This is a genomic window from Actinomadura rupiterrae (genome assembly GCF_024172125.1).
GTDB lineage: Bacteria > Actinomycetota > Actinomycetes > Streptosporangiales > Streptosporangiaceae > Spirillospora > Spirillospora rupiterrae.
Window position 1 is genome coordinate 225442 of sequence record NZ_JAMZEA010000011.1, and the last position, 20677, is coordinate 246118.

Annotated in this window: 17 protein-coding genes; 16 read left to right on the forward strand and 1 reads right to left on the reverse strand. The window is 74.4% G+C overall.

Annotated elements, in window-relative coordinates; genetic code table 11:
• The first annotated feature begins 161 nt into the window (after positions 1-161).
• The 12 genes from FHU30_RS34845 to FHU30_RS34900 all read left to right on the forward strand — a co-directional run bounded on the left by FHU30_RS34845 (position 162) and on the right by FHU30_RS34900 (position 13909).
• Positions 162-764 carry a helix-turn-helix domain-containing protein gene (locus tag FHU30_RS34845; protein WP_253881798.1) on the forward strand — a complete coding sequence of 201 codons (603 nt, stop codon included), beginning with the start codon at positions 162-164 and terminating at the stop codon, positions 762-764.
• 88 nt (positions 765-852) lie between these two features.
• Entirely contained in the window at positions 853-2103 is a 1251-nt protein-coding gene (locus FHU30_RS34850) for an NAD(P)/FAD-dependent oxidoreductase (protein ID WP_253881799.1), read from the forward strand.
• Positions 2100-2414 (forward strand): (2Fe-2S)-binding protein, encoded by a 315-nt coding sequence (locus tag FHU30_RS34855; protein ID WP_253881800.1) that lies wholly within the window; start codon positions 2100-2102, stop codon positions 2412-2414. Before FHU30_RS34850 ends, FHU30_RS34855 begins: the two co-directional genes overlap by 4 nt.
• Complete coding sequence (locus FHU30_RS34860; protein WP_253881801.1) at positions 2411-3961, forward strand: FAD/NAD(P)-dependent oxidoreductase; 1551 nt, start codon at positions 2411-2413, stop codon at positions 3959-3961. The genes FHU30_RS34855 and FHU30_RS34860 overlap by 4 nt, the downstream gene beginning before the upstream one ends.
• Positions 3951-4883 (forward strand): dihydrodipicolinate synthase family protein, encoded by a 933-nt coding sequence (locus FHU30_RS34865; protein WP_253881802.1) that lies wholly within the window; start codon positions 3951-3953, stop codon positions 4881-4883. The genes FHU30_RS34860 and FHU30_RS34865 overlap by 11 nt, the downstream gene beginning before the upstream one ends.
• Positions 4883-5884, forward strand: a complete 1002-nt coding sequence (locus tag FHU30_RS34870; protein WP_253881803.1) for a proline racemase family protein — start codon at positions 4883-4885, stop codon at positions 5882-5884. The genes FHU30_RS34865 and FHU30_RS34870 overlap by 1 nt, the downstream gene beginning before the upstream one ends.
• Before the next feature lie 154 nt (positions 5885-6038).
• The gene (locus FHU30_RS34875) at positions 6039-7541 is read left to right on the forward strand and encodes an amino acid permease (protein ID WP_253881804.1); all 1503 of its coding nucleotides are present in this window, start codon (positions 6039-6041) and stop codon (positions 7539-7541) included.
• Positions 7538-8956, forward strand: a complete 1419-nt coding sequence (locus FHU30_RS34880; protein ID WP_253881805.1) for an aldehyde dehydrogenase (NADP(+)) — start codon at positions 7538-7540, stop codon at positions 8954-8956. Before FHU30_RS34875 ends, FHU30_RS34880 begins: the two co-directional genes overlap by 4 nt.
• A gap of 196 nt (positions 8957-9152) precedes the next feature.
• The gene (locus FHU30_RS34885; RefSeq protein ID WP_253881806.1) at positions 9153-10733 is read left to right on the forward strand and encodes a serine/threonine-protein kinase; all 1581 of its coding nucleotides are present in this window, start codon (positions 9153-9155) and stop codon (positions 10731-10733) included.
• A gap of 74 nt (positions 10734-10807) precedes the next feature.
• Positions 10808-12106 carry an extracellular solute-binding protein gene (locus FHU30_RS34890; RefSeq protein ID WP_253881807.1) on the forward strand — a complete coding sequence of 433 codons (1299 nt, stop codon included), beginning with the start codon at positions 10808-10810 and terminating at the stop codon, positions 12104-12106.
• A gap of 77 nt (positions 12107-12183) precedes the next feature.
• Positions 12184-13089, forward strand: coding sequence for a carbohydrate ABC transporter permease (locus FHU30_RS34895; RefSeq protein ID WP_253881808.1), 906 nt, complete (start codon positions 12184-12186; stop codon positions 13087-13089).
• A complete protein-coding gene (locus tag FHU30_RS34900; protein ID WP_253881809.1) occupies positions 13082-13909 on the forward strand; it encodes a carbohydrate ABC transporter permease in 828 nt (275 codons plus the stop codon). Before FHU30_RS34895 ends, FHU30_RS34900 begins: the two co-directional genes overlap by 8 nt.
• A 30-nt stretch (positions 13910-13939) precedes the next feature.
• Here the strand turns inward: FHU30_RS34900 and FHU30_RS34905 are convergent, their stop codons facing one another.
• Entirely contained in the window at positions 13940-14962 is a 1023-nt protein-coding gene (locus FHU30_RS34905) for a GlxA family transcriptional regulator (protein WP_253881810.1), read from the reverse strand.
• Between the two features lie 72 nt (positions 14963-15034).
• On the opposite strand from FHU30_RS34905, the gene FHU30_RS34910 reads away from it, so the two are divergent.
• The 4 genes from FHU30_RS34910 to FHU30_RS34925 all read left to right on the forward strand — a co-directional run bounded on the left by FHU30_RS34910 (position 15035) and on the right by FHU30_RS34925 (position 20602).
• A complete protein-coding gene (locus tag FHU30_RS34910) occupies positions 15035-16393 on the forward strand; it encodes an APC family permease (protein WP_253881811.1) in 1359 nt (452 codons plus the stop codon).
• Positions 16394-16432: 39 nt separating this feature from the next.
• Entirely contained in the window at positions 16433-16864 is a 432-nt protein-coding gene (locus FHU30_RS34915) for a VOC family protein (RefSeq protein WP_253881812.1), read from the forward strand.
• A gap of 212 nt (positions 16865-17076) precedes the next feature.
• The gene (locus tag FHU30_RS34920) at positions 17077-19062 is read left to right on the forward strand and encodes an amidase family protein (RefSeq protein WP_253881813.1); all 1986 of its coding nucleotides are present in this window, start codon (positions 17077-17079) and stop codon (positions 19060-19062) included.
• 481 nt (positions 19063-19543) lie between these two features.
• On the forward strand, positions 19544-20602 hold the full coding sequence (locus FHU30_RS34925) for a ParB/RepB/Spo0J family partition protein (RefSeq protein ID WP_253881814.1): 1059 nt from the start codon (positions 19544-19546) through the stop codon (positions 20600-20602).
• The last annotated feature ends 75 nt before the right edge of the window (positions 20603-20677 follow it).

Here is a 20677-nt window from a genome sequence, read left to right on the forward strand (position 1 = left end):
GGGCCGCGTCGAGGGGCCGCGTCGAGGGGCCGCGTCGAGGGCGCGTTGCGGGCCGCTCGGACATCGCCAGGAGGTGTCCGGGCGGCCCGTCCTATACTCGTTCGGTAAAGCGAACGGCGATAGGGTGTCGGCCGCCCGGCCGGACGACGAAGGGAACGCGGGTGAGCGAATCAGTGCGCGACATGCTGGCGGAGAACCTCCGCCGGGCGCGCGCCGAGCGCGGGTTGTCGCTGTCGGAGCTGTCCCGCCGGTCCAAGATCGGCAAGGCGACGCTGTCGCAGCTGGAGGCGGGCGCGGGCAACCCGACGATCGAGACCGTGTTCAGCCTGTCCCGGGCCCTGGAGGTGCCGATCTCCGACCTGCTGGACAGCGAGCGGCCGAACGGCCTGACCGTGGTGCGGTCCGCGCAGGTCGAGGTGCTCCGCGGGGCGGGGGTGGACCTGCGCCCGCTGCGCGGGATCGAGTCCGGCGACGCGATCTTCGAGGTGTACGACCAGCAGGTCAGGGCCGACTCGCGGCAGGACTCGCTCGGCCACGTCGGCACCGAGCACACCATCGTGCAGGCCGGCCGGCTGGGCGTTCGGGTCGACGGACGGGAGGTCGAGCTCGGCCCGGGCGACTACGTCGGCTTCGACGGCCTGCTCCCGCACAGCTACACCGCCCTGGACGGCCCGGTCCGCTCGGTGCTGCTCCTGCAATACAAGTCTGACCAGCGGCTTCACTCCGCCAAGTCCGGTCCGCCGTGCCTGGCCGAAACTCCGTGAAGCAGGTCACGCGTCACCGTTGACATGGCATCGACGGGCGTCGTAGCCTCCGAAGCGTTCGGTTTAACGAACGAGCTGGAGGGAACGCATGCGCGTCGTGGTCGTGGGCGCCGGGATCGTCGGCGCCGCCTGCGCCCGCGAGCTGGCGCGGGCCGGGCTCGCGGTGACCGTCCTCGACCGGGGCGGCCCGGCCGCCGGGACCACCGCGCACGGCGAGGGCAACATCCTGGTCTCCGACAAGGGCCCCGGCCCGGAGCTGGAGCTGGCGAAGCTCTCCCGGAGCCTGTGGCCCGAGATCCTGGACGGCCTCCCGAACGCCGGCGGGGTCGAGTGGGACCCCAAGGGCGGCATCGTCGTCGCGACGACCCCCGAGGGCGCCCGCGAGCTGGAGAAGTTCGCCGAGAGCCAGCGCGCGGCCGGCGTCACCGCCGAGGCGCTGGACGCCGCGTCCCTCGCCGCCGCCGAGCCGCACCTCACCCGCGAGGTCACCGCCGCCGTCCACTACCCGGACGACGCGCAGGTCCAGCCGTCCGGCGCCGCCACGGCCCTCCTGTCCGACGCCCTCCGCCACGGCGCCGACCTCCGCACCGGCTGCGAACTCATAGGCGTCCGCACCCACGACGGCTACCCCGACGGTTCGCGGGACGGCGCTTCCGGCGAACGAGGTGGCGCGTCCAGCGTGTGGAGCGTCTCGCGCGCTGATGGGAACCGCCTGACCGGTGTGCGCACCTCGCAGGGGGTGATCGACGCCGATCTCGTGGTGAACGCGGCCGGGCCGTGGTCCGGTGAGGTCGCGGCGCGGCTCGGGGCGCCGATCGACGTGCGGCCCCGGCGCGGCGAGGTGCTGGTCACGGCGCCGCTCCCGCCGACGGTGTTCCACAAGGTCTACGACGCCGACTACGTCGGTGCGGTCGGCAGCGGCTCGCAGGACCTCCAGGCCTCCACCGTCATCGAGTCCACCGGCGCCGGGACGATCCTGATCGGCTCGTCGCGCCGCCAGGTCGGCTTCGACGACCGGATCCGCCCGTTCGTCCTCGCCGAGCTGGCGCGCAAGGCGCTGCGGCTGTACCCGTCCCTCGCGGGCGTGCAGGTGATGCGCGCCTACGGCGGGTTCCGGCCCTACGTCCCCGACCACCTGCCGGTCATCGGCCCCGACCCGCGCCTGCCCGGCCTGTGGCACGCGACCGGGCACGAGGGCGCGGGCATCGGCCTGTCGGTCGGCACCGCGCGCCTGCTGCGCGAGCTGGTCACCGGGGCCGTCCCGTCCCTCGACCCGGAGCCGTTCCGGGCCGGCCGGCCCGCCGTCCTCGGCGCCGACGCCTGCGAAGGAGCAGCGTGAGCCCCCGCATCGTCCCCGCCCGCACGGACGCCGTCCGGCGGCGCGCGACCCCGCTGACCATCACCGTGGACGGCGTCCCGGTGCCGGGCGCGGACGGGCAGACCGTCGCGGGCGTGCTGCTCGCGGGCGGACGCCTGTCCTGGCGGTCCGGGCCGTCCGGCGCGCCGCGCGGGGTGTTCTGCGGTATCGGCGTCTGCTTCGACTGCCTGGTCACCGTCAACGGCGAGCGGGACGTGCGCGCCTGCCGCCGTCGCGCGTGCGACGGCGACGTGGTCACCACCCAGTCGCGCGAGCCGGGGGAGGAGCGATGACGCGGAACACCGATGCCCGGGCCCGGCACACCGGGGGACGGCCTCGGCATGTCGTGGTCGTCGGCGCGGGACCGGCGGGCCTGGCCGCCGCGGCCGCCGCGCTGCGCGCCGGAGCCCGGGTGACGCTGCTCGACGCGTCCGACCGGCCCGGCGGGCAGTACCACCGAATGCTCCCGGCCGCCTACGAGGCCGAGGACAACGGCCGCCTGCACCACGGCTGGGACGACTTCGAACGACTTCGCACTCATGTGCAGTCCCACCCGCGCGCCGAATGGTGGCCCGACTCCGCCGTCTGGGCCCTCGAACGCCCCGACGACACGACATCGGCACCGCACGTCCACGTGCTGCGCGGCCCGGCGGACGGGACGGAACGGTACCGTTCTGTCCTCACGCCGGATGCGCTCGTCCTCGCGACCGGCGCGCACGACCGCGTCCTGCCGTTCCCCGGCTGGCAGCTGCCCGGCGTGTTCACCGCCGGAGCCGCGCAGGCCCTCGCCAAGGGCGAGCGGGTCGTGGTCGGGGACGAGGTCGTCGTCGCCGGGTCCGGGCCGTTCCTGCTGCCGGTCGCCGCGTCCCTGCTGGAAGCCGGGTCGGACGTCCTGGAAGTCCTGGAGGCCAACCCCGCTTCGACCGTCCTGCGCGGCTGGTCGAGGCGTCCGTGGGAGCTGGCGGCGCAGAGCGGCAAGGCCGCCGAGCTGGCCGAGTACACCGGGCTGCTCGCGCGCCACCGCGTCCCCTACCGGCTCGGCCGCGCCGTGATCGAGGCGCGCGGCGACGGGCGCGTCGAAGAGGTCGTCACCGCCCGCCTCACCGCCGACTGGACGCCCGTCCCCGGCACCGAGCGCACCGTCCCCGTGGACGCCCTGTGCGTCACGCACGGCTTCAGCCCGCAGCTCGAACTGCCCGTCGCCGCCGGATGCGCGCTCAGCGAGGGCTTCGTCCAGGTGGACGACGCCCAGCGGACGACCGCGCCCGGCGTGTACGCGGCCGGTGAGATCACCGGGATCGCGGGCGCGCCCGCCGCACGCGCCGAAGGGCTGCTCGCGGGCTGGACGGCGGCGGGCGGCGACCCGTCCGACCGGACCGTCCGCGACGTCGTCCGCCGCCGCGACCGGGGCCGCGCGTTCGCCGCGCGGCTCGCCGCGGCGCACCCGATCGGGACCGGCTGGCCGGGCTGGCTGCGTCCCGACACCCTGATCTGCCGCTGCGAGGAGACCGACTACCGGACCCTCCGCGCCGCGGCCGAGGACCCGGCCACCGGCGCCCCGCGCGCCGTGAAGCTCGGCACCCGCGCTGGGCTCGGGCCCTGCCAGGCCCGGATGTGCGGCCCGGCGGTCGCCGACCTGTGCGCCCGCCGAGCCCCGGACTCCGCACCCGCACATGACGGCCTCGCACCTGACCGCTCCGTCCCCGAACGCGCCGTGCCCGGCCTGGCCTCAGCCAGCCACCACCGCCGTCCCGTCGCCCAGCCGATCCGGCTCGGCGAGCTGGCGGCGTCCCCTGGCCGGCCCCCCGAAGAAGAAGGAGAACACACCGATGAGCGGTGAGAACACGATCGAGACCCTCGACGGCGTCATCGTCGCGACGGCCCTGCCGTACCGGGACGACCCGTCCGCGCCCGCCGGGCTCGCCGTGGACTACGACCGGTTCGCCGAGCACTGCCGCTGGCTGGTCGACAACGGCTGCCGCGGCGTCGGCCCGAACGGCTCGCTCGGCGAGTACTCCTCGCTGACCGACGAGGAGCGCCGCCGCGTCGCCAAGACCGCGATCGAGGCCATCGGCGATGACGGCGTGGTCGTCGTCGGCGTGCACGGGCCCGGCGCGCACCAGGCGAAGCACTGGGCCGAACTCGCCGCCGAGGACGGCGCGGACGGCGTGCTCTGCCTCCCGCCGACCATGTACCGCGCGAACCGCGGCGAGATCATCGCGCACTTCGAGGCGGTCGCGTCCGCCGGGCTGCCGGTGATGGCCTACAACAACCCGATCGACACCAAGGTCGACCTCACCCCCGACCTGCTCGCCGAGATCGCGCAGATCGACGGGATCGTCGCGGTGAAGGAGTTCTCCGGCGACGTCCGCCGCGTCCTGGAGATCAAGGAGAGGGCGCCGGGCCTGGCGGTCGTCGCGGGCGCCGACGACGTGACCCTGGAAGCGCTGCTGATGGGCGCGACCGGCTGGTTCGCGGGCTTCCCGAACGTGTTCCCGGCCGAGTCGGCCGAGCTGTTCGAGCTCGCCACCGCCGGGAAGCTGGAGGAGGCGCGGGCGCTGTACGAGCCGCTGGTCGCCGCGTTCCGCTGGGACTCGCGCACCGAGTTCGTCCAGGCCATCAAGCTCGGCATGGAGATGGTCGGCCGGTACGGGGGCCCGTGCCGCCCGCCGCGCGGCCCGCTCACCGAGGCGCACCGCGCCGGGGTGACCGCCGACATGGAACGCGCCATCGCCGCCCTGCGGCAGCGCGAGGCCGCCTGATGCGCGCCGCCCGCGCGATCAGCGCCGTCGACTCCCACACCGAGGGGATGCCGACGCGCGTCGTCACCGGAGGCGTCGCGCCGATCCCCGGCGCGACCATGGCCGAGCGCCGCCGCCACGCGATGGCGCACCTGGACGGGCTGCGCGGCTTCCTGATGAACGAGCCGCGCGGGCACGCCGCGATGAGCGGCGCGCTGCTCCAGCCGCCGCTGCGCGAGGACGCCGACTGGGGCGTGGTCTACATCGAGGCCAGCGGGTTCCTGCCGATGTGCGGGCACGGCACGATCGGCGTCGCGACCGTCCTGGTCGAGACCGGGATGGTCGAGGTCACCGAGCCCGAGACCGTCGTCCGGCTGGACGTCCCGGCGGGCCTGGTCGAGGCGCGCGTGGCCGTCCGGGACGGCCGCGCCGAGCAGGTCACGCTGAAGAACGTGCCCTCGTTCGCGCTCGAACTGGACGCCAAGGTGGACGTGCCCGGCTACGGCGAGGTCCGCTACGACATGGCCTACGGCGGCAACTTCTACGCCATCCTCGACATCGAGTCGGTCGGCCTGCCGTTCGAGCGCGCGCGCAAGGACGACATCATCAAGGCCGGGCTCGCCATCATGGACGCCATCAACGAGCAGAACCGGCCCGTCCACCCGGCGGACGAGCTGATCGGCGGCTGCAAGCACGTGCAGTTCCTCGCGCCCGGCTCCACCGCCGAGCACAGCCGCAACGCGATGGCGATCCACCCCGGATGGTTCGACCGGTCGCCGTGCGGCACCGGCACGTCCGCCCGGATGGCGCAGCTGCACGCGCGCGGCGAGCTGCCGCTCGGCGCCGAGTTCGTCAACGAGTCGTTCATCGGCACCAGCTTCACCGGACGCCTGACCGGCACGACCGAGGTCGGCGGGCTGCCCGCCGTCCTGCCCGAGTTCTCCGGACGGGCCTGGATCACCGGGACCGCCGTCTACACGCTCGACCCGAGCGACCCCTTCCCCGAGGGCTTCGTCCTCTGACACCACGGGCCGGGTCCGCTGTGCAAGGGCCGCGCCCGCTGCCGGGCCTCGGTCCGAGGTTCCGCACCGCCGGACGGCCGCGCGCCGGGCGCCGCCGTCCGGCCGGTCTCCCACCCCGTTCACCACCCCCTCGACCTCCCCGGAGGTGCCCCGCATGTCCCGACTCATGCCCGAAACACGGTCCGGACCGCCGCCGAAACCGCTGTCGCGGTCCGGGGTGTTCCGGCTCAAGCCGGTCGACCCGTCCGAGAGCGAGGAGTCCGGCGGGCTGCGCCGGACGATGGGCCTGTGGCAGCTGGTCGCGCTCAGCCTCGGCGGGCTCGTCGGCGCCGGCGTGTTCTCGCTCGCGGGTGTCGTCGCGCACGAGGACGCCGGGCCCGGCGTGATGATCTCGTTCCTCATCGCGATCGTCGCCAGCGCCGCCGCCGCGCTGTGCTACGCCGAGTTCGCCGGGATGATCCCGAAGGCCGGGTCGGCCTACACCTACTCCTACGCGGCGCTCGGCGAGCTGGTCGGCTGGGCGATCGGCTGGGACCTGCTGCTGGAGTACACCGCGATCGTCGCGGTCGTCGCCATCGCGATCTCCGGCTACCTGTCCTACCTCACCGGCCGGATGGGCCTGGACCTGCCGGACTGGATGCTCGGCGCGCCCGGCACCGGCGCCGGCCACAAGGTGGACCTGTTCGCCGCGCTGCTGTGCCTGCTGCTGGCGTTCGTGCTGTCGCGCGGCACCAAGGAGTCGGCGCGCTTCGAGACCGTCCTGGTCGTGGTGAAGCTCGCGATCGTCGCTCTGGTCATCGTCGTCGGAGCGTTCCACATCTCCGGCGGCAACTACACGCCGTTCCTGCCGTTCGGCATCGGCGGCGCGGTGTCGGGCGCGGCCACCACGTTCTTCGCCGTGTACGGTTACGACGCGATGAGCGCCGCCGCCGAGGAGAGCGCGGAGGCCAAGAAGGTGCTGCCGCGCGCCATCGTGGTCTCGCTGGTCATCGCCGCGGCCATCTACATCGCGGTGTGCCTGGTGCTGCTCGGCATGGTGAAGTACACCGAGATCGACACCAAGAGCCCGTTCTCCAGCGCGCTCGCCTCGGTCGGGTTCGCCTGGCTCGGCACGGTCGTCGCGATCGGCGCGGTCGTCGGCATCACCACCTCCGCGCTGGCGAACATGCTGGCGGTCACGCGCGTCTGGTTCTCCATGAGCCGGGACGGCCTGCTGCCGGCCTGGTTCGCCCGCAACCACCCCACCCGCGCCGTCCCGACCCGGGTGATCTGGCCGGTCGGCGCCGGCTCGGCGGTGATCGCCGGGCTGCTGCCCATCCGGGAGGCCGCCGACCTCACCAACATCGGCATCCTGATGGCGTTCATCGTCGTCTCGGCGGCGGTCGTGGTGCTCCGCCGCACCCGTCCCGATCTGCCGCGCTCGTTCCGGACGCCGCTGGTGCCGCTCGTCCCGCTGGTCGGCATCGGCTTCGCGATCTGGCTGATCGCCAACCTCGACTGGGTCACCTGGGTCCGGTTCGCGGTGTGGATGGCCATCGGCCTGGTCGTCTACGCGCTCTACGGCTACCGGCACTCGGCGGAGCACGGCTCCGCAGGGAACGCAGGAACGACCGGCGGCGCCGTCCCGCAGCACAACCCCGAAGGGAGAAACCCGTGACCGGATCCGCTGTCGACAGCGTGGTCGCAGCAGCGGCCGAGGTGGCGTCCGAATGGGCCGCCGCACCGCGCAGCAGGGCCTCGGCCCTGACCGCGGTGGCCGCCGCGCTGGAGGAGCACCGCGAGGAGCTGGTCGGACTCGCCGACGCCGAGGCCCACCTGGGCCCGGTGCGGCTGAACGGCGAGCTGACCCGCACGACGTTCCAGCTCAAGCTGTTCGCCGAGCTGGTCGCCGAGGGCCGCTACCTGGACGTCCGGATCGACCGTCCCGTCCCGGACTGGCCGTCCGGTCCCCGGCCCGACCTGCGCCGCTACCGGACCGCGCTCGGCCCGGTGCTGGTGTTCGCGGCGAGCAACTTCCCCTTCGCGTTCAGCGTCGCGGGCGGCGACACCGCCTCGGCGTGGGCGGCCGGGTGCCCGGTCGTGGTGAAGGCGCACCCGGGCCACCCGCGGCTGTCGCGGAGGACGGCCGAGGTCATCACCACCGCGCTGCAGGACGCGGGCGCGCCGGACGGCGTGTTCGCGTTGATCGAGGGCGAGGACGCGGGCGTGGAGGCGCTGCGCCACCCGCGCCTGGCCGCCGCCGCATTCACCGGCTCGCAGCGCGGCGGGCTCGCGCTCGCGAAGATCGCCGCGGAGCGTCCGGTGCCGATCCCGTTCTACGGCGAGCTCGGCAGCGTCAACCCCGTCGTCGTCACGCCCGCCGCCGCCAAGGCGCGCACCGACGAGATCGCCGACGGCTACACCGGGTCGGTGACGCAGGGCGCGGGCCAGTTCTGCACCAACCCCGGCCTGGCGTTCCTCCCGGCGGACGGCGACCTGCTGGACGCCATCGCCCGCCGCATGGACGCCGCGTCCGCCGCGCCGATGCTGAACGACAGGATCGCCGGCGGCTTCGCGGACAGCTCGGCCGCGCTGGCGGGCCGTCCGGGCGCGCGGGCGGTGGTGTGGCCGGACGACCCGACCGCCCCGCGCCTGCTCGCGATGGACCTGGCCGCGTTCACCGCCGACGTGGAGGCCGCGTCCGAGGAGTGCTTCGGGCCGCTGGGGCTGGCCGTCCTGTACGAGCGGATCGAGGACGTCGCGGACGCGCTCGCCGCGCTGCCCGGCCAGCTCACCGCTTCCCTGCACGCCGAGGCCAAGGAGGCCGCGAGCCTCGGCGCGCTCACCGCCGCCCTGGCCGACCGCGCCGGACGCGTCCTGTGGAACCAGTGGCCGACCGGCGTCTCGGTCACGCACGCGATGCAGCACGGCGGCCCGTTCCCCGCGACGGTCGGACCGGCGTCCACCTCGGTCGGGACGGCCGCGGTCGAGCGGTTCCTGCGCCCGGTCGCCTACCAGAACTGCCCGCAGGAGCTGCTGCCCCCGCCGCTGCGCGACGACAACCCCTGGAACGTCCCGCAGACCATCACCTGACCGGCACGCAAGGCGGCCGTGCTGACCGGCATACAGTGCGGCCGTCCCGGCGCGGGGTTCCGGGACGGCCGCCCTCCGTACGTAAGGGGCGTCGCGGCGGTTCGAGCGTGGCCGTAGTCGGCCGTGCGCGGCCGCCGGTACCCGGCCGTGACCTCCGGCTGCGCACCATGGGGGCCAGGTGCTGCCGGGAGGCGCGATGGACGCAACCGCCGGCTCGCTCGACCCCCTGGGCGCGGGGGATCCGGGCTCGGTCGGTCCCTACCCCCTGCTCGCCCGCCTCGGCGCGGGATCCATGGGCCGGGTCTACCTCGGACGGTCCGCCGCCGGACGGCTCGTCGCGGTCAAGACCGTGCACGCCGGGCTCGCCGACGACCCCGACTTCCGGGAGCGGTTCGCGCGCGAGGTCGGCGCGGTCCGCCGGGTCAGCGGCGTCTACACCGCGCCGGTCGTCGCGGCCGACGCCGACGCGCCGGTGCCGTGGCTGGCCACCGCGTTCGTGCCCGCGCCGTCGCTGGAGCGGCTGATCAGGGCGGCGGGTCCGCTGCCGGTGGACGCGGTGCGCTGGCTCGGCGCCGGATGCGCCGAGGCGCTGGAGTCCATCCACGAGGCGGGCCTGGTGCACCGCGATCTCAAGCCGTCCAACGTGCTGGTCGCGCTGGACGGTCCGCGCGTCATCGACTTCGGCCTCGCCCGCGCCGCCGAGCGCGCCCAGATGACGCTCAGCCGCGCCACCGTCGGGACGCCCGCGTTCATGGCACCCGAGCAGGCGCGCGGCACCCGCGAGGTCACCGCGGCGAGCGACGTGTACTCGCTCGGCGCGACGCTGCTGTTCGCCGCGACCGGCCACGGCCCCTACCCGGGCCGGACCGTCCTCGAACTGGTCGCGCAGCTGCTCGGCGAGGACCCGGATCTGGCCGGGCTCCCCACCGGGCTCGCCGAGCTGGTCGGCGGCTGCCTGGCCCGCGCCCCGCGCGCCCGGCCCACCCCGGCGGAGATCGTCGCGATGGTCGCGCCCGCGCTGCGTCCCGACGCGGGCGCCGATTCCGCCCGCGCCTACCTGCCGTCCGCGGCGCTCGCCGTCGTGGACGCCCACCGCGCGGGCCCGGTCGTCCGGCTGACCCAGCCGTCCCGCTTCACCGACGCCCGCCACGGCGGGGCCGGGACCGACGCCCCGTCCTCCCGGCGCGGCACGAACGGCACGGACGCGTCGTTCAGCCGCCGCGGCACAAATGGGACGGACGGGTCGTTCTCGCGGCGCGGGACGAACGGGCTGGACGGACGCAGGCGGCCGGGCGCGCTCGCCCTGCCGGTGACCGCCGCCGTGATCGCCGCCGCGCTGATCGGCGTGGGCGCGCTGTTCGGCCGCTACCTGACGCCCGGCGACGGCCCGCCCAAGCCGGGCGAGCGCGGGCCGGTCCTCGCCCGGCAGAGCGACGGCGACCCGCCGCCCCCGCTCGGCGGCGAGGGCGACCAGCCCGGGACGGCGCCGAAGCTCGTGGTGAACCAGCCGCACGGCGACGGCTCGACGACCTTCGTGGTGCACGGCTCCGGCTGGCGGGCCGGCGAGGCGGTCCGGCTCACCCTGGACGGCTCGCACCGCGCGCCCCTGCCGTGCGTCGCCGACCGGCGCGGCACCTTCAACTACGCGGTCAACCAGGAGCACGAGTTCGTCACCGGCGCGTTGCCTCCCGGCAAGCACCGCGTCACCGCGGTCCCGGCCGCCCCGGGGGAGCGGCGCGGGACCGCGGTGACGGTCTGGTTCACGGTGCTCCGATAATTTCCTACCAAATTGGAGGAGATCACACTCCGGGGCGCTTGACGCTGCTCCGACCGGCCTAGATAGTGATCACCATGCTTGAGCGGCCCTTCCGATTCCTGCGACCCGCTGCCGCGGTCGCCGCCCTGTCGCTGGCCGCCGCGTGCGGCGGCGGATCGTCGGACAAGTCGTCCGGCGGGGGCACCCCCGGTCCCGCGACGTTCACCTACTGGACGACCAGCTGGACGCCCGACCAGATCAACCAGATCGACGCCGACTTCGCCAAGGCGCACCCCGGCCTGCACGCCAAGGGGCAGTTCATCGCGAGCGCCGACCAGTACCTCCCCAAGGTCATCTCGGCGATCAAGAGCAACACCCAGCCGACCGTCCTGCTCACCCAGAACGCCTCCGACCTGCCGGAGATCGCGACGAGCGGGAAGCTGATCCCGCTGGACGGGGACCTCAAGCAGCAGACCGACGGCCTGTATCCCGGCATCAAGGACTCGCTGTTCTACAAGGGCAAGCAGCTCGGGTTCGCGCGCTCGGGCGTCGGCGACATCGTGCTGTTCTACAACAAGAAGGACTTCAAGGACGCTGGCATCGCCCAGCCGCCCGCGACCTGGACCGAGCTGGTCGCGGACGCCAAGAAGCTCACCGACCCGGGGAAGAAGCGGTTCGGCTACTACGTCCCGCTCGGCGAGGCCGAGTGGATCACCTTCGCCTACATGCCGCTGCTGCGCGCCAACGGCGGCGACCTGCTCAGCGCGGACGGCACCAAGTCGGCGTTCAACACCCCGCAGGGTGTCAAGGCGCTGCAGACCTGGCTCGACCTGATGTCGGCCAAGGCCGCGCCGACCACCAGCTTCGCGCAGGCCGGCAGCTTCGACGGCGCGCCCGCTTTCGCCAGCCATACCGTCTCGATGATGGCGAACGGCCAGTGGGCCGTGGACACCTTCAAGAAGGCCGGGATCGACTTCGGCGTCGCGCCGCTGCCGAAGGGCGACGCGGGCCAGTCCACCTCGGTCGGCATGGAGGTCGCGGCGCTGCTGAAGACCTCCAAGGCGCAGGAGCGGGCGGGCCTGGAGTTCATCAGGTACCTCGCCACGCCGCAGGTCGGCGCGCACCTGGCCGCGGTGAACGGCGGCCTGCCGTCCGCGCCCGACCAGCTCCAGCAGCCCGAGCTGAAGGACCACATCGCCAAGGACCCGTACTACCAGACCTTCGCCGACAGCCTGCAGTTCGGTAAGGGCCGTCCGATGACCCCGGCCTACAGCGCCGTCTCCGAGGCGCTGTACACCGAGATCGGCAAGGCGGTGCGCGGCCAGGAGACCGCGCAGCAGGCGCTCGCCAACGCCGCGGCCAAGGCCGACAAGGCGCTCAAGGAGCAGGGCTGAGCCCGGCCGCCGCCCCGGACGCCGCTCGCGTCCGGGGCGCCGGTCTTACGCGCATTACCAGCCGCCCGGGACGTTCCGTGCGCACAGGACGTCCACGCAGTGGGCGTTCGCGCGCCGATCGGCGGAACTGGGGGCTGGCGTACCTGTTCGTCGCGCCGACCGTCCTGCTGACGGTCGTGTTCTCGATCGTCCCGCTGGTGATGCTCGGCTGGCGCAGCCTGCAGAAGGGCAACGTCTTCGGGACGTCCCTGCGGTTCGTCGGGATGCGCAACTACCGGGAGATGCTCGCCGAGGGCGGCGGCAAGGCGCTCGGCGTCACCGCCGAGTACACCGTGGCGTTCGTGCTGCTGACGATGTTCCTCGGGCTCGTCCTCGCGCTGCTGCTGAACGCGAAGGTGCCCGGCGCGAGCCGGTTGCGCGCGCCGTTCATCATCCCGCTCGTGGTGCCCGCCGTCGCGACCGCGCTGATCTGGGGCAACCTGTTCGCGCCGCGGTTCGGGCTGCTGAACCGGCTGCTGTCCGGGGCCGGCCTGTCCGAGATCGACTTCGTGTCCCGGCCCGGGCCGGCGCTCGGCATGGTGATCCTGTTCGGCACCTGGCAGTTCTTCGGGCAGAACGTCATCCTGTACCTGGCCGCCCTGAAGACCCTCCCGCAGGACGTCCTGGAGGCGTCGAGCGTGGACGGCGCGGGCCCCTGGCAGCGGTTCCGGTACATGCAGTGGCCGATGCTGCGCCGCAACACCCTGCTCATCCTGGTCGTCACGACCCTGACCGGGCTGCAGACGTTCACCCAGATCTACGTGCTCACCTCCGGCGGCCCGGACGGCGCGACCCGCACCGCCCTGTTCTACGTCTACGACCAGGGCTTCGCCAAGTTCGACGCGGGCCGCGCGGACGCGATGGGGATGCTGCTGTTCCTGCTGTCCCTCGCCGTCACCGGGCTGCAGATCGCGATGCTGGGACGGAGGGACGGGCGTGCCTAGGATCCTGCTGCACCGCGCGGCGGTGTACACGCTGCTCGCCGCCGCCGTGCTGATCGTGATGTTCCCGCTGGTGTGGATGGCGCTGACCGCCGTGAAGTCCAACGGGCAGATCATCAACCCGGCCGCGCCGCTGTGGCCGACCGAGTGGCACTGGTCCAACATCCCCGACGCCTGGGGCAAGGCGCCGTTCGCGCGCTGGTTCGTCAACACCGTGGTGTTCGCGGTCGCCGCGACGCTCGGCCAGCTCGCCGCCGGGATGCTCGCGGGCTACGCGTTCGCGATGTTCGACTTCCCCGGCCGCCGGGTGCTGTTCGCGCTCGCGCTCAGCGGCCTGATGATCCCGTTCAGCGCGATCATCGTGCCGGTCGCGCAGATCCTCGGCGACCTGCACTGGCTGAACACCTACCAGGGGCTGATCGTCCCGAACATCGCGTCCGGCCTGGCGACGTTCCTGTTCCGGCAGTTCTTCCTCGGCGCGCCGCGCCAGCTCGCCGAGGCCGCCCGCATCGACGGCGCGTCCGAGCTGCGGATCTTCTGGCAGGTGTACGCGCCGCTCGCGCGGCCCGCGACCGCCGCGCTCGGCATCATCCTGTTCCTGCAGAACTGGAACAACTTCCTGTTCCCGCTGATCGCGGTGAACACCACGAAGATGCAGGTGATCTCGCAGGGCCTCGCGGTGTTCCAGTCCCAGATGACCACGCAGACGCAGTACAACCTCATCATGTCCGCGTCGCTGATCGCGATCGTCCCGGTGCTGCTGGTCGCGGTCGCCGCGCAGCGGCACATCGTCGAAGGCATCACCCTCGGCGCGGTCGACTGACCGGCCGCTCGTCCGCGACCTGGCGTGGTGTCAGTTCTGCGCGACCAGGTCGGGGCGGGGGAGCGTGGCCGGCGTGGCCTCGGCCGTCGCCGCGGACGCGCGGTACCGGAACACGTGCCGGTAGGACTGCGGCGACACCCCGGTCACCCGGCCGAAGTGGTAGCGCAGGTTGGCCGCGTTGCCGAAGCCGGTGTCGCGGGCGACCTCCTCGATCGGCAGGTCGGTGGTCTCCAGCAGCTCCTGCGCGAGCCGGACGCGCTGCTGCAGCAGCCACTGCAGCGGCGTGATGCCGAGCGTGTCGCGGAACCGGCGCGCGAGCGTCCGCTCGCTCAGGTGCGCGACGCGCGCCAGCTGCGGGACGGTCAGCGGCAGGTGCAGCCGCTCCACCGCCCAGCGCAGCACCGGCGCGAGGTCGCCGTCCCGCTCGCCGCCGACCGCCGGGCGCGTGACCTGCGCCTGGCCGCCCTCGCGGTGCGGCGGGACGACCATCCGGCGCGCCACCTCGCCCGCCACCGCGGCGCCGTGGTCCTGCCGCAGCAGGTGCAGGCACACGTCGATCGCCGCGCCCGAACCCGCGGTGGTGACGACGTCGCCGTGGTCGATGTACAGCGGGGACGCGTCGAGCTCGACCGCGGGGAAGCGGTGCGCGAAGTCGCCGGCGTTCAGCCAGTGCGTCGTCGCGCGGCGGCCGTCCAGCAGCCCGGCGGCGGCGAGCACGTACGCGCCGGTGCACAGCGCGACGATCCGGCGGCCGCGCCGGTGCGCCTCGCGCACGGCCGCGACCAGCCCGGCCGGCGGGTCGAGCTGGACGGGCCGGGCCAGCGCCCCGACCAGCACGGTGTCGGCGTCGGGCAGGTCGTCGAAGCGGTGCGAGGCGTGCAGGCTGAGCCCGCCGGTGGACGGCAGCGCGCCCGGCTCGGCGGCGCACGTCCGCAGCTCGTACCAGGGATCGACCAGGTCGCTGCGGTCGGTCCCGAAGACCTCGCAGGGGACGGCCAGCTCGAACACCGGCGTCCCCGCGGTCACGGCCAGCCCCACGACGTGTCCGCTCATGGCAGGAATTCTACGCACGCCGTCGCTTCTGTCGCTGGCGGCGAAGGGGTGTTCAACCGACGCTTGGACCTTGTGAACGACACCGAAGTGAACGGCGCCGACGCGGACGGCTCCGCCGCTCCCGCCCCGGGCGCGTCCGGGGGCAGGCTCACGCTCGGGCAGGGCACCGCGATGTACGTCGGCGCCGTGCTCGGCACCGGCGTGATCGCGCTGCCCGCGCTCGCCGCCCGCGCCGCCGGACCCGCGTCCCTGCTCGCCTGGGCGCTGCTGGTGGTGATGTCCGCGCCGCTCGCCGCGACGTTCGCCGCGCTCGGCGCGCGCCACCCGGACGCCGGCGGGGTGTCCACCTACGCGCGGCTGGCCTTCGGCGAGCGCGCCGCCGCCGTGGTCGGCTGGTGCTTCTATTTCGCCGTCCCGCCGGGCGCGGCCGCCGCCGCGCTGTTCGGCGGCGCCTACGTCGCCGAGGCCGCGGGCGGCGGGCGGACGACCGTCCTGCTCACCGCCGCCCTGCTCATGGCCGTCGTCACCGCCGCCAACGCGGTCGGCGTCCAGGCGTCCGGACGGCTCCAGTTCGCGCTGGCCGGGCTGCTGGTCGTCCTGCTGCTGGTCTCGGTCGGGCTGTCGCTGCCGCACGCGCACACCGGCAACCTCACCCCGTTCGCCCCACACGGCTGGACGGCGATCGGGTCGGCGGCGGCGCTGCTGGTGTGGAGCTTCGCGGGCTGGGAGGCGATCACGCACCTGGCCGCCGAGTTCCGCCGCCCGGCCCGCGACCTGCCCCGCGCGACCGGCGCCGCGGTCGCCGTCGTCGGCGTGCTGTACCTGCTGCTCGCGTTCGCGATCATCGCGGTGCTCGGCCCGGGCGCGGCCGACTCGCCCGCCCCGCTCGGCGACCTGATGGCGAGCGGGCTCGGCGGCGGCGCGCGCTGGCTGGCCGCCGGGGCCGCGCTGCTGCTCACCCTCGGCGCGATGAACGCCTACTACGCCGGCGCCGCCAAGCTCGGCTCGGCGCTCGGCCGCGACGGCGCGCTGCCCGCCTGGCTCGGCCGCGGCAGCGTCGCGGGGGAGGTGCCGCGGCGCAGCCTGGGCGCCAACTCCACGCTGTCGTTCGCGTGCCTGGCGGTCGTCGGGCTGACCGACGTCGGGCCCAAGCCGCTCGTCCTGCTGACCACCGGCTCGTTCGTCACCGTGTACGCGATCGGCGTCGCCGCCGCGCTGCGGCTGCTGCCCCGCCGCACCGCCGGATGGTACGCGGCCGCCGTCGCGCTGGTGTCCGTCGCCGCGCTGCTGCTGATGTCCGGCCGGTACCTGGTGTGGCCGCTGGTGGTGACCGGCGCGTCGCTGCTCTACCTGCGCCGCCGCCGCGCCGCCGCGTCCGCGCCCGCCGAGCCCGGAGGGACCGCCGAGCCGCAGCCCGCCGAGGCCGGCTGACCGCCCCGGCACCACCGAAGACGAGACGGAGGACTCCTGGTGATACTCGGCATCGACCACATCGGCCTCGCGACCGACGACCCGGACGGCGTCGCGCCGTTCCTGACCGCGCTGGGCCTGGCGGCCACCGACCGCGGCGAGGCCGGGGCCTACGGCGTCGCCTGCGAGTTCTGGCACCGTCCCGAGGCGCCCGGCCAGGCCGCGATCGAGCTGGTGTCGCCGGTCCAGGAGGACTCCTCGATCGCCGCGCGCCTCGCCGACCAGGGTCCCGGCATATACCACGTGGCATTCACCGTGGACGACCTGGAGGCCGATCTCGCCAAGCTGCGCGCGCAGGGCTTCACGGCCGTCGACCGCGAACCCTGCGCCGGAGCGCGACCGGGCATGCGCGTCGCGTTCCTCTACGCGCGCCGTCCGGCGGGGCTGCTCGTCGAGCTCGTCCAGTACGAGGATCACCCGCGGATCGGGTGAACGGCAGGATTTTGACGAAAGGCGGCAGAACCTCCCCTCGCCGGGACGCGGCGGACGGTCCACGTTGATCTCCATGAGCCTTCTGCCGGCCCTCGGCCCCGCTCCCCGCCTCGCCGCCCCCCGCGCGCAGGGTTCCCCTGCCCTCGCGCGCCGCCGCGGAGTGTCCTGGGTGTGACGGGCCCCTACCACCCCCTTCCCCGCCTGGAGATCTCGTGAATGATTCCGAGCGGCCGTTCGGCGCCGTCCCCGACGAGGACGACCTGGAGCGGCTCGCCAACGACCTGGGGCTCGGCCTGTCCCGGGCCGAGCTCGCCGAATACACCCCGCTCGTCCGCCGCCGGCTGGACGCCTACTCCCGGCTGGACGAGCTGAACCCGGCACCGCCGCCGTGGCGGCCCCGCCCGCGCGATCCCGGCGCCCCTCCGGCCGGCCGGGCCGACCCCCGGGACGGCTGGTCGTGGCGGTGCTCGCTGCGGTACGCCGGAACCGGGCCCCTCGCCGGGCGCCGGATCGCCGTCCAGGACGACATCGCCGTCGCCGGGCTGCCGATGCGGCTCGGCTCGCCGCTGCTGTCCGGCTTCGCGCCCGCCGAGGACGCGACCGTCGTGACCCGCCTGCTGGAGGCCGGCGCCGAGATCGTCGGCAAGACCGCCGCCGCCGACGACTGCGCCGCCCGGATCGACGCCGACCCCGGCATGGCGGACCTGCCCGGCCACTACGGCCAAGGCGGCTTGAACGAGCGCAACGCCTGCAACGGACGCAACGCACCCAACGGGCACGACGGCGCCAACGCTCCTGCCGGCCTCAACGGGCAGGCCGACATGTACGGCCAGGGCGGCATGAACGGCCGGGAGGGATCGAACGCCCCGGAGGGGTTGAACGGCAGGGAGGGGCTGAACGGCTCCGACGGGCTGAACGGCTCCGACGGGCTGAAGGGCCGGGACGGGCTGAAGGGCCGGGAGGGGCTGAACGGTCATGACAGCCTCAACGGCAGCCGTGCCCTGAACGGCCGCGACCCTGCAGCCGAAGCCGTCCCAGGCCGCGCTGCGGAAGCCGAGGCGGCCCGCGCCCGTGACGCGCGGTCCGGCACCGCGCCCGCCGCCGTGCCGCGGCCGCGGAACCCGCATGACCCGGGACGGCTCGCGGGCGGGCCGTCCGGTGGCAGCGCGGTGGTCCTGGCGACCGGACAGGCGGACCTGGCGATCGGCACCGACCACGGCGGTGAGCTGCGCGTCCCGGCGTCGTGGTGCGGGTGCGTCGCGCACAAGCCGACCTACGGGCTCGTCCCGCTCACCGGCGCGTTCCCGTTCGAGCGCACGCTGGACCACCTCGGCCCGATGGCGCGGGCCGTCGCCGACTGCGCGCTGCTGCTGGAGGTGCTCGCCGGGGCGGACGGCCTGGACCCGCGCCAGCAGGTGGACCTCGGGATGCGCGGCTACCGCCGGTACCTGGACGCCGACGCGCGCGGCACCCGGATCGCGGTGCTGCGCGAGGGCTTCGACATCCCCGGCGTGTCCGAGCCCGACGTGGACGCCGCCGTCCTGGACGCGCTGGACGCCCTCGCGCACGCGGGCGCGCGTGTGGAAGAGGTCTCGGTGCCGCTGCACCGCGACGGCCCGGCGATCTGGAGCGCCGTCGCCCAGCAGGGCATGACCGACCTGACGCTGCGCAGCGACGCCGCCGCGACCAACTGGGACGGGCACGTCGAGCCCGAGCTGGTCCGGCACCACCGCCGCGCCCGCTGGACGCGTCCGGACGCGCTGCCGCCCTCGGCCGTCGTCACGGCCCTCGCGGGCGCCTACGCGACCGCGCGCTTCGGCCACTACTACTACGCCAAGGCCCAAGCGCTGGCACGGGAGCTGCGCCGGCGCTACGAGACGGTCCTGGAACGTTTCGATGTGCTCGCGCTGCCGACCGTCCCGATGAAGGCGCCGCTGTGCACCGCGGACGGGACGGCCGCGGCGGTGTCCCTCGCCTACGACAGCGCGCGCAACACCATGCCGTTCGACGCGACCGGCAATCCGGCGCTGAGCGTCCCGTGCGGATTCTCCGAAGGGCTTCCGGTGGGATTGATGTTCGTCGGGCGGTGCTTCGACGACGAGACCGTGCTGAGGGTCGGCCACGCCTACGAGACCGTTCGCGGACCGCTCGCGGCACCCGCCATGCGACGGCTGGAAGGGCGGACGAGCAGGGCCTGACCCGAAGGAAAATCACCCGCGCCGGGACCCGGGCGAGCCGATCATCGGCCGGCCCGGGTTTCGGCGCATCTCGTCCCGGGGTTATGGCTATGTAACCGCCGGGAGAGATGACACACGGAGCCCGTCCCGCCGGGGTGTCGGCTGTGGTCGCGGCTACCGCGCGGTCGGACGACCATGACGCCGGACCCGCATCGGCGACTTCTGCCAGAAATTCCCCGAACCCTCCGTGAAGGAGCTGGTAAAAAAATGTAGTCGGCGGGCGTTGACAATGAACCCTTGCGCCGGATTGCCTCACGTGTAACTGTGGTCGGGCGGTCAAAGATCGTTAACACGATGGCCGCACTCGCGGGCTTTATCAGGTCCACAGTTAAAGGGCGATGGGAGCGTCGAACGGAATGCCCGGGGAGCCTTCTCACAGATGGCACGCAGTCAACACCAGACCAACCATCGGCGCAGCGCCTGACCAGGGAGGCCCGGAGTCGTGAGTCCTGAACGCGGGACGGCCGAAGCGGCGGTCCGGGCTCCCCAGGCGTTCGACGACCAGACCGTTCACACCGTCCGGATCGAGGAGCTCCTCCCCGCCGACTCGCCAAGGCTGGCGGGGGAGGACCTGGAGCACGCGAGGGCCCTGGCCGACGTGGAGACGCCGCTGCCGCCGATCCTGGTGCACCGGCCGACGATGCGGGTCATCGACGGCATGCACCGGCTGCGCGCGGCGGTGATGCGCGGCCACGAGACCATCGAGGCGCGCTTCTTCGAGGGCCCCGAGCAGGCGGCGTTCCTGCTCGCGGTACGCGAGAACATCGCGCACGGCCTGCCGCTGACCTCGGCGGACCGGGAGGCCGCGGCGCTGCGCATCCTGCGCGCCCACCCCGACTGGTCCGACCGCGCGGTCGCGCTGGCGGCCGGCGTGTCCACCCGCCGGGTGGCGCTGGTGCGCGGGCGTTCGACTGACGCGGTGCGGCAGTCGAACGCCCGGGTCGGCCGAGACGGCCGGCTCCGCCCGCTGGACGGCGCGGCCGGGCGGCTGCGCGCCAGCGAGATCGTCCGGACGCGCCCGGACGCGTCGCTGCGCGAGATCGCCCGGGAGGCCGGGATCTCGGTGGCGACCGCCCGCGACGTCCGGGAACGGCTGCGGCTCGGCGAGGATCCGCTGCCACCGCGGCAGCGCGCCGACGCCGGGGCCGGCGCGGGCCCCGGCGCGGCCACCGGCGCGCGCCCCGGAACCGGCCTCGGCGCCGGCGGCGAGGCGGCGGCCGCGGTCGCCCCCCGCCCGGCGCGTCCCACCGACTGGCCGGTCGAGTGGCCGGTCATGCGGCAGAAGCTGCGGCAGGACCCGGCGCTGCGGTACGCGCAGTCTGGCCGGGCCTTCCTGCAGTGGCTGGACAGCCGGGTGATCAGCGGCGAGGAGCTGCGCGGGATCGTGGAGTCGGTGCCGGCGCACTGGGTCGACGAGATCGCCGCCCTCGCGCTGGTCTGCGCCGAGCACTGGCGCGAGCTGGCACGGGAGTTGGAGGACCGCCGCCAAGCCACCGCCTGACCCGCCCCCTGCCCCCTGCCCCTCCCCGGCGTGACCGCCCTGCCCGGCGCGACCGCCTGGCTCGCCCCGCGACCC

What these genes read in the sequence shown, in the direction of transcription:
- FHU30_RS34870 (WP_253881803.1), top strand. Translation starts at nt 4,883, where the DNA reads ATGCGCGCCGCCCGCGCGATCAGCGCCGTCGACTCCCACACCGAGGGG.
- FHU30_RS34875 (WP_253881804.1), top strand. Translation starts at nt 6,039, where the DNA reads ATGTCCCGACTCATGCCCGAAACACGGTCCGGACCGCCGCCGAAACCG.
- FHU30_RS34890 (WP_253881807.1), top strand. Translation starts at nt 10,808, where the DNA reads ATGCTTGAGCGGCCCTTCCGATTCCTGCGACCCGCTGCCGCGGTCGCC.
- FHU30_RS34850 (WP_253881799.1), top strand. Translation starts at nt 853, where the DNA reads ATGCGCGTCGTGGTCGTGGGCGCCGGGATCGTCGGCGCCGCCTGCGCC.
- FHU30_RS34885 (WP_253881806.1), top strand. Translation starts at nt 9,153, where the DNA reads ATGGACGCAACCGCCGGCTCGCTCGACCCCCTGGGCGCGGGGGATCCG.
- FHU30_RS34865 (WP_253881802.1), top strand. Translation starts at nt 3,951, where the DNA reads ATGAGCGGTGAGAACACGATCGAGACCCTCGACGGCGTCATCGTCGCG.
- FHU30_RS34905 (WP_253881810.1), bottom strand. Translation starts at nt 14,962, where the DNA reads ATGAGCGGACACGTCGTGGGGCTGGCCGTGACCGCGGGGACGCCGGTG.
- FHU30_RS34860 (WP_253881801.1), top strand. Translation starts at nt 2,411, where the DNA reads ATGACGCGGAACACCGATGCCCGGGCCCGGCACACCGGGGGACGGCCT.